Raw genomic sequence first — 16,062 nt, 5'->3', positions numbered from 1 at the left:
GATATTCGTTACAAAGATTTTCGTTAAGCTTTTAATGAATTTTTAAAAGAGAGAAATATTGGTACCTATATTTTTCCTTTTAGATGTAATCTGTGGAGAATTTCGGATTTTAGTAAACCGCTTCCGCCTCCAAAATGTTCAATTACTTCTACGTCTGGCTGTTGTTTTAAACAAAATAAAGTAAACTCTTTTTCAACATGATCTTCGATTCCGGAGCTTAAGAGAACAACGTCGATTTTGTGATTCTGAAAATATTCCTGAGCTTCTTTTTCGTTGCCAAATGCGACTGCGTTCCAGTCTTCATAAGCATTTACAAGGCGAAGTAAAATGGCCAGGATCGCTTCGTTTTTTCCGAGTAATAAGAATTCAAGTGTTTTCATTTTTTTTAGTTTTTAAGATTCTAAGGCTCTAAGACGCTGAGATTCTAGTTTTTTTTCATTTTGTTTTTCATTCAATTTTGACGGAACTTGTAATCTACTTTGCAAATTTATAAGTTTCGTTTTTGCTTCAACTTAATCTAGAATAAGAAAAGATTCTGAGGTTCTAAACTTCTTAGTTTCTAAGGTTTTCTTTCTATTTTAATTTCAGTTTTTGACAGAACTTGTAATCTACTTTGCAAATTTATTGGTTCCAATTTTGTTTCAACTTAATCTAGAATAAGAAAAGGTTTTGAGCTTCTAAGCTTCTTAGTTTCTAAGGTTTTCTTTCTATTTCAATTTCAGTTTTTGACAGAACGTAATAATTTATAAGGCAAATATAGGTTGACAAGAAAAAAACAGAACTTAATCTAGAACAAGAAACATTGTTTTTAAGTGTGTTTATTACACTTTAAATGTTAAAATTGATTGTTGTTTGTTTAAAATAATGTTAAAGTTATTTTTTTAATGCATTGTTAATCAATGACTTGTTTTTGGTAGGTTGTGAAAAACTTCACTTGAATGAGGAAAACCGTAAGGGAATCTGTTTTTTGAATTCTAATTTTGAACTGTAAAAATTTGAAAACGATGGCATTCTTTACCTTTTTAGATGTCATTTAAATTTTTACAGAAAACTGTTTTTGGAGAAACGTTTTACATTGAAATTGACATATTCATTTGATCGTGGGTATTTGTATATAAGTTTGCTATGTACAATTAATGTCTAATTTTTTTAGGGTTTTAAGATTAAGTCGACGGACCTAATTTTAAAACCCTTTTTTTAGCAGATTAATGAAAGTCCAACGAGCCATAATTGAAGGATGTCGGTATTGATTTTGAATTTTTGAGGAGAGAATCCGTAATAATTTTTAAAGGCAGCCGAAAAATGTGAAACATCTCTGTAACCACATTTATAAGCCACTTCACTTACCGTTGCAGATTTGCTTTGAAACATTTCCTTGGCATGTTCCATTCTAAGTTTAATGATATAGCTTTTGACAGTTGTTCCAAAACAAGCTTTAAATCCTTTTTTTAGCTTGAATTCGTTTAATGAAATTTTTCTTGAAAGTTCAGGTAGAGTAGGTGTGTTTCGATAGTCGGTGTCTAATATTTTTTTTGCTTCTAATAACTTATTATAGTCTTCCTTGTCAATGTTTTCTTTTGATGAAGGTTGGGTATGAATAGCTTCCAACTGATGGATAAGCAATTCTTTGATTTTACTTTCAATGTAAATTCGTTTCAACGCGCCCTGCCGCGTACAGCTTTTTATTTCGTGAGTAACCCATTGTATTGCTGGCGTAAACGGAAGATATTTAGAAGCAAGATAACTGGATTTTTTATGAAGAATATTTTTTGAAAATTTTTCATGAAGCTGCCAATCTTCATTTATTATGCTGTAATAAAACGCTTTAGATAAAATAATCGACAAATAATTAATCTGAGTGTGTGCTGGAATTGTAAATGTAGCTTTAAAGTTATTGGTGTAAAATATATTATGAGTATTTTCTTTAGAATACTTTTCACCTTCCAATTGCTCAATTTGTGTTTCTATGTTACTAGTGTAAATAAAATTCATTACAACAGATTCTTCTTCAATTTCAAAGGTTACAGTTTTAGAAGTGTCATAATACATTTGAGTGTCTAATAAAACCAGTCCTTCAGTAATTAAATGGCGACTTGTTATTTTTTCAGAATCTTTATTTTTAATTGAAATAATTTCTTCCGTTAAAATGCTTTTTGGGTAATATTTATCTCCAATTTGAATTTTAATTATTGGAGTTTCTGGTGTTAAAAGAGTGGCTTTGATTTTCAAAATTTAATCCGTTTTTACAAAATAATAATCCGTTTTTCCCTATCTTTTTTTTAGTTGATGATGGTACTTTTGCAGCAAATTTATTTATAATTAGTCTAATTAAAGATATGTCAACTCAAAATTTTTTAAATTTTATTTTATTTTTTTTCTTTTCGTTCTTATCATTTTCTCAGCAAAATCAAGGCGTTACAGTAACTGGACAAGTTGCTGAAAAATCTGGACAAACCATTCCGTTTGCGACAGTTTTTATCGAAAAAACGAATTTAAGTACCATTTCTGATGAAAATGGAAACTTCACTTTCAAAAATGTACCATCAGGAAAACACACTTTAAAAATTTCCGCGATAGGATTTTCAACTTTCAAAAAAACAATAGAAGCTTCTGGTAATAATGTCAATGTATCCATTCGTTTAGACAGCGAATTAAACGAGTTGGAAAGCGTGACGGTTATCGGACGTACTGCGACAGACAAAGTAAACAAACAAGCCTATAGTGTTACTGCTATCGATGCTAAAAAACTACACAATACAACCTTAGATCTTTCACATGCTTTAGATAGAGTTTCAGGAGTTCGTGTTCGTGAACAAGGTGGAGTAGGTTCTCAGTCGGAACTCTCTATTAATGGTTTTTCGGGTAACCAGATTAAAGTTTTTATTGATGGTATTCCAATGGATAATTTTGGTTCTTCTTTTCAATTAAATAATATTCCCATTAACCTTGCCGATCGTGTAGAAGTGTACAAAGGTGTAGTGCCAATCTGGCTTGGAGGTGATGCTTTGGGAGGAGCTGTAAATATTGTCACCAATTCAAAACCTAGAACTTATTTAGATGCTTCTTATTCATTTGGTTCATTTAATACTCATAAAACTGCTATCAATGCTGGATATACTGCAAAAAGCGGTTTTACAACCGAAATTAATGCGTTTCAAAATTATTCAGATAATAATTACTGGGTAAATGTTGAAGCAGCAGATTTATATACTGGTGAGTATTTTCCAAATGCAAGAGTTCGAAGATTTCATGATACCTACCACAATGAAACAGCAATTGTAAATATTGGTGTTACTGGAAAAAAATACGCAGATAAATTATTGATTGGTTTTACAGGAGGACAAAATAAAGCAGAAATTCAGACTGGTGCTAGAATGAAAGCTGTTTTTGGAAGCCGTTATACACAAGGTAATATTCTAATGCCGAGCATTAAATACCAAGTAAAGGATTTGTTTACAAAAGGTCTAAATGTGAATGTCAATGGTAATTACAATTTTGGTGAAGAACAAACTGTCGATACGGTATTTATTAAATACAATTGGTTTGGAGATTATCGCAAATATCCAGGAGAAGGAGGCGAAAAGCAAAGAACCTTAATGAAAATGCGTGATAACAATGGTATTGTAAATGCCAATGCAACTTACAGTTTAGGAGAACGTCACTCTTTTATGCTTAATAATACTTTTACGACTTTTGATCGTAAGCAGGAAGATGAGTTGGTTCCTGAATCTATTGCTTATCAACAGCCTAGAAAAACACAGAAAAACATTTTAGGTCTTGGTTATAAATTCGATTATAATAAAAAATGGAGTACTTCTGTATTCTTAAAAAACTACGATTTATACACTAAATACTCAAGAAGTTATAATCCAAGTGGAAATGCAGGAGATATTGCTTATCAAAAATATGAAGATAGAACTTCTACGCTGGGATATGGACTTGCAAGCAGTTATTATGTAAAACAAAATTTGCAGATAAAAGCTTCTTTTGAAAAAAGTTACCGTCTTCCAGGTTCGCGTGAACTTTTTGGAAATCCAAACGATAATGTTGCACCTAACATCGATTTAAAGCCAGAATCAAGTTACAACTATAATTTGGGTGCAAGTTACCAAACAAGCTTTAATAAAGTAAATGCATTGACATTTGATGCAAACTTTATGTATCGAGATGCCAGAGATTTTATTCGTAACACATTGTTTAATAATCAGGTCGATAGTTATTGGGTAAATCTAGGAAAAATGACCAATTATGGTGTAGATGGAGAAATTAGATATTCATACCGAAAAAGATTTACTAGCGGTTTGAATATGACTTATCAAAATCTCCGCAATATGACTAAATACGAGCCAGGACAGACAATAGTTTCTTGGTTCTACAAAGACAGAATTCCAAATATACCCTACATGTTTGGTAATCTTGATGCAACCGTATTTTTTAATGATGTATTCAAACAAGGGAATAATTTATCTGTTGGTTATAATCTTCTTTATGTACATACTTATTATTTATCATGGCCAAGTATGGGAGTAAAAGACGGGAAATTAGAAATTCCAGTGCAGTACAATCATGATCTTAATTTAGTTTATACAATGGCAGATGGTAAGTATAATATTGCTTTAGAATGTAAAAACGTCCTAGATAATAAGCTGTACGATAATTTTTCATTACAAAAACCAAGTAGAGCTTTCTATATAAAATTCAGATATTTTTTCACCAAATCAAATTAATAAAATTTTAAAATCCATAATAATATGAAAAGAGGTAACAAATTAGCTTTATTCGCAGCTTTTATAGCTTTTACAACATTCTCATGTAGCAGTGACGAAAATTCAGGTAACGGAACTGGAGGCGGAGTCGATACTGGTAAAACTAAATATATCATTACAGCAACTACTGGAGCAGTTGGAATTGCAGATTATTTATTAACTGCAGACGATGTGACAACAGGTACAGTAAGTACAATTGGTAATGGTATCGAACAAGACGGAACGTACCGTTATTACATTACTGCTGAAAATAACTTTTTTAGTTTATTATACGGACAAGGAAATCCAGGAGCTGTTACTACTTACAACTTAACTGCAGAAGGTAAACTACAGAAAAAATCTGATTTCCAAGCAGAAACTGTACACGTTTTTGCTGCTGTAAATAAAGATATTTTAACCGTAAAAGTTCCAAGAAGTGGTGCAACATCTGTTGCAATGATGTATAAAATCGATGCGGCAAAATCGCTAATTACTGGTGAAGCGCAACAAGACACAAAAAAACTTGCTGGTAATGGCGAGAGAGCTTTCTTTACGTGGGCAACTCAAGTTGGAGATAAAGTATTTATGCCATACATGAGTATTAAAGGAGACGGATTGGATAACTTCGGAACAGCAAATCCAGATAGTACTTGGGTAGCGGTTTACAATTATCCGGAGCTTAAATTAGAGAAAGTAATCAAAGATAACCGTACAAGTTATTTAGGAGCTTACTTTACAAACGGATTATTCCAAGATGAAAATGGAGATGCTTACGGATTCTCTGGAGCAATTGCTACAAGTAATGCTGTGATGACTTCTACAAAACCATCTGCGGTTGTAAAAATCAAAAAAGGAACAACAGAGTTTGATAAATCTTACTTCTTCAATGTTCAAGAAAAATCTGGAGGATACAAAATTTCTTCTACAACTTATATTTCAAAAGGTAAATTCTTATTGTTAATGTACGGAAATGTTGGAAAAAACAATGGTGCAGTTAAAATGGCTATTGCAGATGTTTACAACCAAACATTTACTTGGGTAACAAATGCTCCTGAAACGTTAACTTCTGTTACAAGCCGTTACAACATTACTACAGAAGATGGAAATTCTGCTGTTGTAGGTGTAAATACTCCAGAAGGAAGCTGGATTTACACAGTTAACGGAACTACAGCTGTTGCAACAAGAGGTTTAAAAGTTGAAGGTGGTCAAATTACTGCTATTCAGAAATTAAAATACTAATATTTTTTTGCCGTAAGTCCTTGTTTTATGAGGACTTGCGGTTTTTTTTATTTATCCTATTTATCTATCCAATTATGTTTTCTTTTTCAAAACCAAAACCTAATACCCCTAAGAAAAAAAGTAAAAAGTCGCTTTTTAAGCGCATTATGGCTTGGCTGCATTTGTGGCTCGGTTTAGCCTCTGGAATTATCGTAGTAATTGTCAGCCTTACAGGCTGTATTTATGTTTTTGAAAATGAAATCAAAGATTTTATTGAAGACTGGCGTTTTGTAAAACCTCAGAAAGAAGCATTTTTATTGCCATCTCAATTGGTTTCAATTGCAGATAAGAAAATGAAAGATAAAAAAGCTACAAGTGTCACTTTTGGAGCAAAAGATGAAGCGGCTATTGTAGGTTATTTTGTAGAGAAAAAAGAAGAAGGCGAAAAAGGCAGAGGTGAAAAAGGCAGAGGTGAAAAAAGAGAAAATAAAAGAGGAGAGCGTAAAAAAGATTTAGCTCAAAATCAGGAAAAAGGAAAATCTGAATTAAAACCTCAAGGAAAACCCGGCGAAAAAGGAAAAGGAAAGGGCGAAAAACGCAAAGGCGGAAGAAGATCTGGAACTTTTATAAGTGTTTATATGAATCCGTATTCTGGTGAAATATTAAATGTAAAAACTTTTTCTAGAGGAGAGTCTCCTGATTTTTTTAGATGGATTTTAAATGGACACCGTGCTTTATGGCTTCCTTATGATATCGGAAGACCTATTGTTGGTGTGGCTGTTTTGATTTTTGTTGTACTGTTAATTTCAGGAATCGTTTTATGGTGGCCAACAAAATGGATTAAATCCATCATTGATAAAAGTTTTAAAATTAAGTGGGACGCGAGCTTTAAACGTGTCAATTACGATTTACATAATGTATTAGGTTTTTACAGCTGCATATTTTTGTTTTTTATTGCTGTAACAGGCTTAGTTTGGAGTTTTGGCTGGTGGAGTAAATCATTGTATTGGGTAACATCTGGAGGAAAACCGCTGACTGAAAACCGCGAATCTCCAAAATCAGATACAACCAATGTAAAAGCATTCAATATCACAACAGCTGATAAAGTTTTGTTGAATTTAAGAAAAGAAAATCCGCAGGCAGCAGGAATTTTAATTAGTATTCCGGGAAAACCTGCAGATCCAATAGGTGCTTTTGTTTACAAACAAAAACATACTTTCTATAATATGGATCGATACAGTTTTGATCAGCAGACTTTGAAAGAAATCTCAATTAAAACACCATTTTCGGGAAAATATATAGAAGCCAATATTCCAGACAAAATCCGTCGTATGAATTACGATATTCACGTAGGAAGTGTTCTGGGACTAACAGGGAAAATTATTGCTTTTTTAGCGAGTTTAATTTCTGCCAGTTTACCTATTACAGGATTTATTATTTGGTGGGGAAAACAGAAATTTGGTAAAAAGAAAGCGCCTGCTGCAAAGCCCAAAGTGGCTAGTAAAGCAATTCCTGTTCCTAAATTGAAAAATAACGCAGAACAAGAAGTTACTGCTTAAAATATTAAAATGGTTTTTTAAATTCCTTTTTTTTTTTATCAAAAGGCAAAGCTTGAAAAAGTTTTGCCTTTCTTTTTTTTAGTTGTATCCATTGGCTTTAAGCCATTCAATGCAATCTTTAGTCCAGAATTTGCTGGTATCTTTTACACCTAAACCGAATCCGTGACCACCTTTTTCATATAAATGTAACTCTGTTGTAACTCCGTTTTTTTTCAAAGCTAGGTAATAGTTAATACTGTTTTCTGGTATTACAGCGGTATCATCTGTGGCATGAACTAAAAATGTTGGGGGTGTTTGTGATGTAACTTTCTTTTCATTTGAAAATGAATTGATTAGTTCTTCTGATGGATTGTTTCCTAGTAAATTAGTTTGCGAGCCTTTGTGAGTGATATTATTTTCCATTGAAATAACAGGATAAATCAAAAGTGAAAAATCTGGTCTTGCACTTACTTTATAGGTTGATTCATACACTTTATCATCAAAATGTGTTGATGCGGTTGAGGCTAAATGCCCTCCGGCAGAAAATCCAAGAATGCCTATTTTACTTGGATCGATATTCCATTTTGTTGCATTTTGTCTTACATAACGAATAGCTTCCTGCGCATCTTGTAACGGACCAACGTTTTTATTTTTCATTGTTAAATCAGTTGGCATGCGATATTTTAGAACAAAAGCGGCTATTCCAATACTATTAAACCATTCTGCAACTTTTGTACCTTCTTTTTCAAAAGCTAAGTGGCTGTAACCTCCGCCTGGACAAATAATAACGGCAGTTTGATTTGGTTTTGTTTCTTTTGGAATGAAAATACTTAAAGTAGGTATTGAAACCTGACTTGTACTCTGTACTATTCCATCTTTTATTGTTTCTTTTTCTTTATAATCAACCGATTTAATTTCATCAGGAATTTTGTTCCACAACGGAATTACCTGATTTTGTGCATGTAGTGAAAACATAGTAGAAAAAAGAAGAATGCTTAGCGATATTCTCCCTAAAGATTGTTTTTTGAAATTTTTCAATTTGCTTTGTAATTATTTGGTTAATAGTTGTTTATGATGTTTTGTTGTGAAAATTGCAACCGATGGCTTAAGGTATTAAAAAATGCTAAAAACGGTTTACAAAGAAGTAGGTTTTAGTACAATTTTTACCCCATAAAAAGGATGAATTTCACCTGCTAGCTTTTAACAAATATATTGTTTAATGTGTAATTTTGTTTTATTTTTTTTATGCATTTTGTTTATTTAAATAGCTAAAATAATTTTTTATATAATTAATTTGGATTCTAGAGATTTAAAACTATATTTGTGCAATCGATTACATTATTCGTTTCCGAAATTGCTAATTTGTTGATTTTAATATTTTTAGAAAGAAGTAAATATAGGCATTTCAGATGACCAAAAATTACAAAAACTATAATACCAACTTACTATGAATCAAACCGAAAATGTTGCAGTAAATCAAAGCATTAAAACTACTGGAAAATACCGTTGGAGTATTTGTGCATTGTTATTTTTTGCAACTACAATCAACTACCTTGACAGACAAGTACTTTCTTTAACATGGAGTGATTTTATTGCACCAGAATTTCACTGGACGAATAATGATTACGGAAATATTACAGCTTTGTTCTCTATATTTTATGCAGTTTCGTTATTGTTTGCTGGAAGATTTGTAGACTGGCTAGATACAAAAAAAGGGTTTCTTTGGGCAATCGGAATTTGGTCTGTTGGAGCTTGTCTTCATGCTTTCTGTGGTATTGCAACTTCGGGAATTATTACGGGAGACTGGTTTGTAGGTTTTCATGGTTCAAAAGAAATAATTAGTACAATAAGCGATACCGCATTGGTAATCAATGTAAGTGTTGCTTTATTTATTTTTGCACGTTTCGTTTTAGCAGTTGGAGAAGCTGGAAACTTTCCGGCAGCAATCAAAACTACAGCAGAATATTTTCCTAAAAAAGACAGAGCTTTTGCAACTAGTATTTTCAATGCAGGTGCAACTGTGGGGGCTTTGGCAGCGCCAATTACAATTCCGTTTATCGCCAAATCTTTTGGATGGGAAATGTCGTTTATCATCATTGGAGCTTTAGGATTTGTTTGGATGGGATTTTGGATGTTTATGTATGACAAGCCAGAAAGACATTCAAAAGTAACTCCTGAAGAACTTGCTTATATTCAACAAGATGATATTGTAGATAGTAAAATTGGTTTTAAACCAGAAGCTAAAGGGAAAGTGTCTTTAATAGATTGTTTTAAATACAAACAAACTTGGGCATTTGCTTTTGGTAAATTTATGACAGATGGTGTTTGGTGGTTTTTCTTATTCTGGACTCCAGCTTATTTAAGTTCGGTTTACGGAATGGATTCTACAGAAGCGGCTCTTCCTTTATTCGTGCTTTATATGATTACATTATTGTCAATTATTGGAGGATGGCTTCCAACTTATTTTGTAGAGAAAAAAGGCATGAATCCGTACGAAGGAAGAATGAGATCAATGTTGATTTTTGCATTTTTTCCTTTGTTGGCTTTGGTAGCTCAACCTTTAGGATATATTAGTTATTGGGTTCCAGTAATCATTATCGGTATTGCGGGAGCAGCGCACCAATCTTGGTCTGCAAATATTTTTACAACAGTAGGAGATATGTTTCCAAAGAAAGCAATTGCAACCATTACAGGAATTGGAGGTTTAGCAGGAGGTATCGGATCTACTTTAATTAATAAAGGATCTGGAGTTTTATTTGATTATGCAAAAGATACGAATATGGTTTTTATGGGATTCAAAGGAATTGAGGCAGGATATTTTATCATATTTTCTATTTGTGCAGTTTGTTATTTAACAGGCTGGATTGTAATGAAAACATTAGTTCCAAAATACAGCCCGATTACAGATCTTTAAAAAAGTTCTCTCAAAACTAACTAACCAACCTAAACCAAAACCACATCATGAATCAAGCTAATGAAGCAATAGGAAAATACCGTTGGACTATTTGCAGTTTAGTTTTTTTTGCTACAACTGTCAATTATCTGGATAGAAATGTAATAAGTTACCTTAGGCCTTTTTTGGCAGAAGCGTTTCACTGGACTCCCGAACAGGAGGTTATAGATTACTCTAATATCGAATTGGCTTTTAAAATTGCATATGCACTCGGAATGCTGGTTGCTGGTGGGATTATTGATAAATTAGGAACGAAGTTAGGTTATGCCATTGCTACAGGATTATGGAGTTTAGCAGCAATTGGACATGCTTTAGCAACAGGAACAGGAGGTTTTTTGATTGCTCGTGTGTTTTTAGGAGTTACAGAAGCGGGAAACTTTCCAGCAGCAATTAAAGCTACAGCAGAATGGTTTCCACAGAAAGAAAGAGCTCTTGCAACAGGGATTTTTAATTCAGGGAGTAATATTGGAGCCATTATAGTTCCGTTAACTGTTCCTCATATTGCAGAAACATATGGCTGGCAATGGGCTTTTATCATAACTGGAATTGTTGGTTTTATTTGGCTGGCTTTATGGTTTTTGTTGTATGAAGTTCCTCAGAAACAAAAACGTTTGTCTCAGGCAGAATTTGAATATATCACTTCTGATAAAGTAGAAGAAGTTGTAGAAGAATCAAAAGAAAAAGTTTCGTGGATTAAATTATTATCATTCCGTCAAACTTGGGCTTTTGCAATCGGAAAATTGTTGACAGATCCAGTTTGGTGGTTTTATTTATTCTGGTTGCCTGATTTTTTAATGAAACAATATAAGCTTACAGCAACAGAAATTATTTGGCCTTGTGCGTTGGTTTATATGATTGGAAGTATTGGAAGTATTGGCGGAGGTTGGCTTCCGTTAAAATTGATAAATAATAACTGGCCTGCTTACAAAGCTCGTAAAACAAGTATGCTTCTTTATGCTTTTGCTGTTCTGCCAGTTTTATTTGCGCAACAGTTGGGAAGCATTAATATTTGGTTTGCAATTTTAGTAATTGGTTTGGCTGTTTCGGCTCATCAGGCTTGGAGCGCTAATATCTTTACAACAGTATCAGATATGTTTCCTAAAAAAGCAACGGCATCGGTTACAGGATTGGGAGGGATGTTTGGAGCATTAGGAGGAATTTTGTTGACCTTATTAGTTCAGAAAAATATGTTTGTTTACTATACTAAATTGGGTAAAGTAGAAACAGGTTATTTTATTATGTTCTGTATTTGTGGAGCTTCGTATTTATTGGCTTGGCTGATAATGCATTTACTGGTTCCGCGAATGAAAAAGGTTGAGTTATAAAGAAAAATGAACAGAATTGAAATATTTTTTTCGTTTCAATTATGCTATTTAAATATAAAAATATAATTTTGTGCAATCGATTACATTAATTTAAAATTATGACAAAATATAGTTCAAGATACGCGTCAAGCCCTGAAGCTGTTAAAAAATATGACACACAGCAATTGAGAGAAGAATTCTTAATCGATGACCTAATGCAGGAAGATGAAGTAGTGTTGGTTTATTCACATTACGACAGATATATTGCAGGTTCTGCAGTTCCTGTAAAAGGCGATTTGGCTTTAGAAACAATCGATCCTCTTAAAGCTCCTTATTTTTTGGAAAGAAGAGAATTAGGAATTATTAATGTTGGAGGAAGTGGTTCTGTAGTAGTTGAAGGAACTACTTATGAGTTAGGTTTTAAAGATGCTTTGTATATCGGTGCTGGAAATAAAGAAGTGGTTTTTAAAAGTGATGACAAAAACAATCCAGCTAAATTCTATTTAAACTCAGCGCCAGCACACACAACTTACCCAACTAAAAAAGTAAGTTTAGCTGAAGCTAATAAATTACAGTTGGGAACAATGGAAACGGCTAATCACCGAACTGTAAACCAAATGATTATTGGAAGCGTGGTAACAACTTGCCAATTGCAAATGGGAATGACAGAATTAAAACCAGGAAGTGTTTGGAATACAATGCCAGCACATGTTCACGATCGTAGAATGGAAGTTTATTTCTATTTGGATATTCCACAAGATCAAGCTGTTTGCCACTTTATGGGACAACCACAGGAAACAAGACATATCTGGATGAACAATCATCAGGCAGTAATTTCTCCACCTTGGTCTATTCACTCAGGTTCGGGAACTAGTAATTATACTTTTATCTGGGGTATGGCTGGTGAAAACTTAGATTACGGAGATATGGATGTTTGTAAAATCACTGATTTAAGATAAGAAAATGACAAATTTATTTGATATAAAAGGAAAAGTTGCCCTTATCACAGGAAGTACACACGGATTGGGAATGGCAATGGCAAAAGGATTAGGTCAGGCGGGTGCAACAATTGTTGTAAACGGAAATTCTTCTCAAGAAAAAATTGATACTGCTGTTGCAGAATTAAAAAGTGAAGGAATTAATGCTGTCGGTTACAAATTTAATGTAACAGAAGAGCAAGAAGTGAAAACAGCTGTTCAAAAAATTGAAAGTGAAGTTGGACCAATCGATATCTTAATCAACAATGCTGGAATTATCAAAAGAATTCCGTTGTTAGATATGGAAGTTTCTGATTTCAGAGAAGTGGTTGATATTGATTTAGTAAGTCCGTTTATCGTTTCTAAGCATGTTGCAAAAGGGATGATCCAAAGAAGACAAGGAAAAATCATCAATATCTGTTCTATGATGAGTGAGTTGGGTAGAAATACAGTTTCTGCTTACGCTGCTGCAAAAGGCGGTTTAAAAATGCTTACTAAAAACATGGCAACAGAATGGGCAAAATACAATGTTCAGATTAACGGAATCGGACCTGGATATTTTGCAACTGAGCAAACAAAACCAATTAGAGTTGACGGACATCCTTTTAATGATTTCATTATTAGCAGAACGCCAGCTGCGAAATGGGGAGATCCAAGCGATCTAGCCGGAGCAGCGATATTTTTATCATCAAAAGCAAGTGATTTTGTAAACGGTCACATTTTGTATGTTGACGGTGGAATCCTTGCTACAATCGGAAAACCTTCAAACGAAGAATAATTTTCAAATTATATTAAAAAGACATGAGCCAGACATTCATAAACGATAATTTTTTATTAGAAAATAAATATGCTGAAGAGTTATATCACAATTACTCTAAAAATCAGCCAATTATAGATTACCATAATCACTTAAACCCACAGTTTATTGCCGAAGATAAAATCTTTGAAAATATTACTCAAGTTTGGATCAATGGTGACCACTACAAATGGCGTGCAATGCGTACTTTAGGAATCAACGAGCAGTTTGTTACAGGAAATGGATCTGATAAAGATAAGTTCTTAAACTGGGGAAAAACAGTTCCGTACACAATGCGTAATCCTTTGTACCACTGGACTCATTTAGAATTGGCTCGCTATTTTGATATTTATGATTTGTTGAATGAAAAGTCGGCTGAGAAAATTTATTTAGAAACATCTGAGAAAATCAATTCTCCAGCTTACAGCACGCAAAATCTTCTTAAAAAAGTAAACGCTGAATTGGTTTGTACTACAGAAGATCCAATTGATACATTAGAATTTCACCAAAAATTCGCAAACAACTCAACTGGAATCAAGATGAGTACGGCTTTCAGACCTGATAAAGCCATCTTAATTGCTAATGATGGTTATAATGCATATCTGGACACATTAGGGGATGTGTCCGGAGTTGCAATTAACACTTACGCTGATTTACAGTCTGCTTTAAGAAAAAGAATCGAATTCTTTAATGCAAACGGATGTAAATTAAGTGATCACGGATTAAATCAAATTGATTTTGAAAGCTTTACAGAAAGTGAAGTAAATGCTATTTTCAAAAAGAAAAGAGAAAACGGCGAATTGTCTCCAGAAGAAGTTTTAAAATTCCATAGTGCGATTTTAGTTTTCTTATCAGAAACTTATCATGAGTTTGGATGGGTACAACAGTTTCACTTAGGTGCATTGCGTAACAATAATGCTCGTATGCACAGAATTTTAGGTCCAGATACAGGATGGGATTCTATCGGAGATTATCCTCAAGCACAAAAATTATCTGCTTTCTTGAATGCTTTAGACAGTAAAGATAAATTGACTAAAACTATCATTTATAACTTAAATCCTGCTGATAACGAAGTTATGGCAACTATGATTGGAAACTTCAACGACGGAAGCGTTCGCGGAAAAGTACAATTTGGTTCAGGATGGTGGTTCTTAGATCAAAAAGACGGAATGACAAAACAATTGAATGCACTTTCTAACATGGGCTTAATTAGCTGTTTCGTTGGAATGTTGACAGATTCAAGAAGTTTCTTATCGTTTCCAAGACATGAATATTTCAGACGTATTTTATGTAATCTTCTTGGAGATGAAATCAAAAGAGGAGAATTGCCAAATGATATGGAATGGGTTGGAAAATTAGTTTCTGATATTTCATACAACAACGCAAAAGAGTATTTCAAATTCTAACAAAAAGTTTTTTTTGGAACCATTAAGATATTAAGAAAATTAAGTTTTTGGGGTAATAAATAAGTTGCTTAAATAAAGATAATTAAGCAAGCAGGCTTAATAAACTTAACTTTTACTAGCAAAGAAAACATACGGTAGAGCTTAATTTTCTTAATGCCTTAATGGTAAAAATAAATATAAAAATAATATGAGTAGAGTAGTTGCATTTGGAGAAATTATGCTTCGTCTTTCAACGGAGAGACATTTACGTTTTTCACAATCTACAGCATTTGGTGCAACCTATGGTGGTGGAGAATTCAATGTATGTGTTTCTTTGGCAAATTATGGTATTAATGCTGAATTTGTATCCAGATTACCTGAAAACGAAATTGGTTTTTCAGCATTAAAAGAAATGCGAAAAATGAATGTCGAATCTAAAAACATGGTTTACGGAGGAGAACGTTTAGGAATCTATTTCTTAGAAACAGGTGCAGGAACTCGCGGAAGTAATGTAGTGTACGACCGTGCGCACAGTGCTATGTCAACAATCCAAAAAGGAATGGTGGATTGGGAAAAAGTTTTGGAAGGTGCTGAATGGTTTCACTGGAGCGGTATTACACCAGCCATTTCAGAAAGTGCAGCAGAAGCTTGTTTAGAAGCTATTAAAGTCGCTCATAAATTAGGAGTTAAAATCTCATGCGACTTAAATTATAGATCAAAACTTTGGCAGTATGGAAAAACACCAAGTGAAGTAATGCCAGAAATGCTAAAATACAGCAATGTGATTTTGGGAGATATTGATACGGCTTATTTCATGTTGGGAATTCCAAAAGTAAATCCAAATTATCAGGATGAAAAATCACTTCCAACAGTTTACGATAAATTGTTTGAATTGATTCCAAATCTTCAGATTGCAGCAACAACACTTCGTTATTCTGTAAGTGCATCACACCAAAGAATTGGTGGAATTTTATATGACGGAAAAACGATTCACAGTGCAGCCGTTAAAGAAGTTACTCCGGTTGTAGACCGCGTAGGAAGTGGCGATGCTTTTATGGGAGGATTAATTTATGGTTTATTAGAATATCAAAACAACAACCAAAGAGCATTAGATTTTGCAGTTGCGGCTTGTTGTTTAAAACATAC

Annotated in this window: 12 protein-coding genes; 9 read left to right on the top strand and 3 right to left on the bottom strand. The window is 33.3% G+C overall.

From position 1 onward, the window contains the following. Nucleotides 1–65: 65 nt before the first annotated feature. Both VGE71_RS10910 and VGE71_RS10905 read right to left on the bottom strand, forming a co-directional pair. The gene (locus VGE71_RS10910) at nt 66–380 is read right to left on the bottom strand and encodes a hypothetical protein (RefSeq protein WP_331138356.1); all 315 of its coding nucleotides are present in this window, start codon (nt 378–380) and stop codon (nt 66–68) included. Nucleotides 381–1,197: 817 nt separating this feature from the next. After that, on the bottom strand, nt 1,198–2,229 hold the full coding sequence (locus VGE71_RS10905; RefSeq protein ID WP_331138355.1) for an AraC family transcriptional regulator: 1,032 nt from the start codon (nt 2,227–2,229) through the stop codon (nt 1,198–1,200). A gap of 107 nt (nt 2,230–2,336) precedes the next feature. On the opposite strand from VGE71_RS10905, the gene VGE71_RS10900 reads away from it, so the two are divergent. The 3 genes from VGE71_RS10900 (at nt 2,337) to VGE71_RS10890 (ending at nt 7,522) form a co-directional block, all read left to right on the top strand. Then, nucleotides 2,337–4,727, top strand: a complete 2,391-nt coding sequence (locus VGE71_RS10900; protein ID WP_331138354.1) for a TonB-dependent receptor — start codon at nt 2,337–2,339, stop codon at nt 4,725–4,727. A 24-nt stretch (nt 4,728–4,751) separates the two neighbouring features. Next, nucleotides 4,752–5,984 carry a DUF4374 domain-containing protein gene (locus tag VGE71_RS10895; RefSeq protein WP_331138353.1) on the top strand — a complete coding sequence of 411 codons (1,233 nt, stop codon included), beginning with the start codon at nt 4,752–4,754 and terminating at the stop codon, nt 5,982–5,984. A 74-nt stretch (nt 5,985–6,058) separates the two neighbouring features. Continuing rightward, nucleotides 6,059–7,522, top strand: coding sequence for a PepSY-associated TM helix domain-containing protein (locus VGE71_RS10890; protein ID WP_331138352.1), 1,464 nt, complete (start codon nt 6,059–6,061; stop codon nt 7,520–7,522). A gap of 78 nt (nt 7,523–7,600) precedes the next feature. Here the strand turns inward: VGE71_RS10890 and VGE71_RS10885 are convergent, their stop codons facing one another. Continuing rightward, nucleotides 7,601–8,539 (bottom strand): alpha/beta hydrolase, encoded by a 939-nt coding sequence (locus tag VGE71_RS10885; protein ID WP_414656171.1) that lies wholly within the window; start codon nt 8,537–8,539, stop codon nt 7,601–7,603. A gap of 409 nt (nt 8,540–8,948) precedes the next feature. On the opposite strand from VGE71_RS10885, the gene VGE71_RS10880 reads away from it, so the two are divergent. The 6 genes from VGE71_RS10880 to VGE71_RS10855 form a co-directional block, all read left to right on the top strand. Continuing rightward, nucleotides 8,949–10,415 (top strand): MFS transporter, encoded by a 1,467-nt coding sequence (locus VGE71_RS10880; RefSeq protein WP_331138350.1) that lies wholly within the window; start codon nt 8,949–8,951, stop codon nt 10,413–10,415. A 47-nt stretch (nt 10,416–10,462) separates the two neighbouring features. Next, nucleotides 10,463–11,779, top strand: a complete 1,317-nt coding sequence (locus VGE71_RS10875; RefSeq protein WP_331138349.1) for an MFS transporter — start codon at nt 10,463–10,465, stop codon at nt 11,777–11,779. A gap of 98 nt (nt 11,780–11,877) precedes the next feature. Further along, the gene (kduI, locus tag VGE71_RS10870; RefSeq protein WP_111377125.1) at nt 11,878–12,717 is read left to right on the top strand and encodes a 5-dehydro-4-deoxy-D-glucuronate isomerase; all 840 of its coding nucleotides are present in this window, start codon (nt 11,878–11,880) and stop codon (nt 12,715–12,717) included. 4 nt (nt 12,718–12,721) lie between these two features. Beyond that, entirely contained in the window at nt 12,722–13,513 is a 792-nt protein-coding gene (locus tag VGE71_RS10865; RefSeq protein ID WP_331138348.1) for a gluconate 5-dehydrogenase, read from the top strand. A gap of 23 nt (nt 13,514–13,536) precedes the next feature. Continuing rightward, nucleotides 13,537–14,937, top strand: a complete 1,401-nt coding sequence (gene uxaC / locus VGE71_RS10860; RefSeq protein WP_331138347.1) for a glucuronate isomerase — start codon at nt 13,537–13,539, stop codon at nt 14,935–14,937. A gap of 187 nt (nt 14,938–15,124) precedes the next feature. After that, the coding region (locus tag VGE71_RS10855) for a sugar kinase (RefSeq protein WP_331138346.1) at nt 15,125–16,062 on the top strand (938 nt) is incomplete at its 3' end.

The organism is Flavobacterium sp. (genome assembly GCF_036405015.1).
Classification (GTDB): domain Bacteria; phylum Bacteroidota; class Bacteroidia; order Flavobacteriales; family Flavobacteriaceae; genus Flavobacterium.
This window is presented reverse-complemented; position numbering and strand designations above follow the sequence as displayed.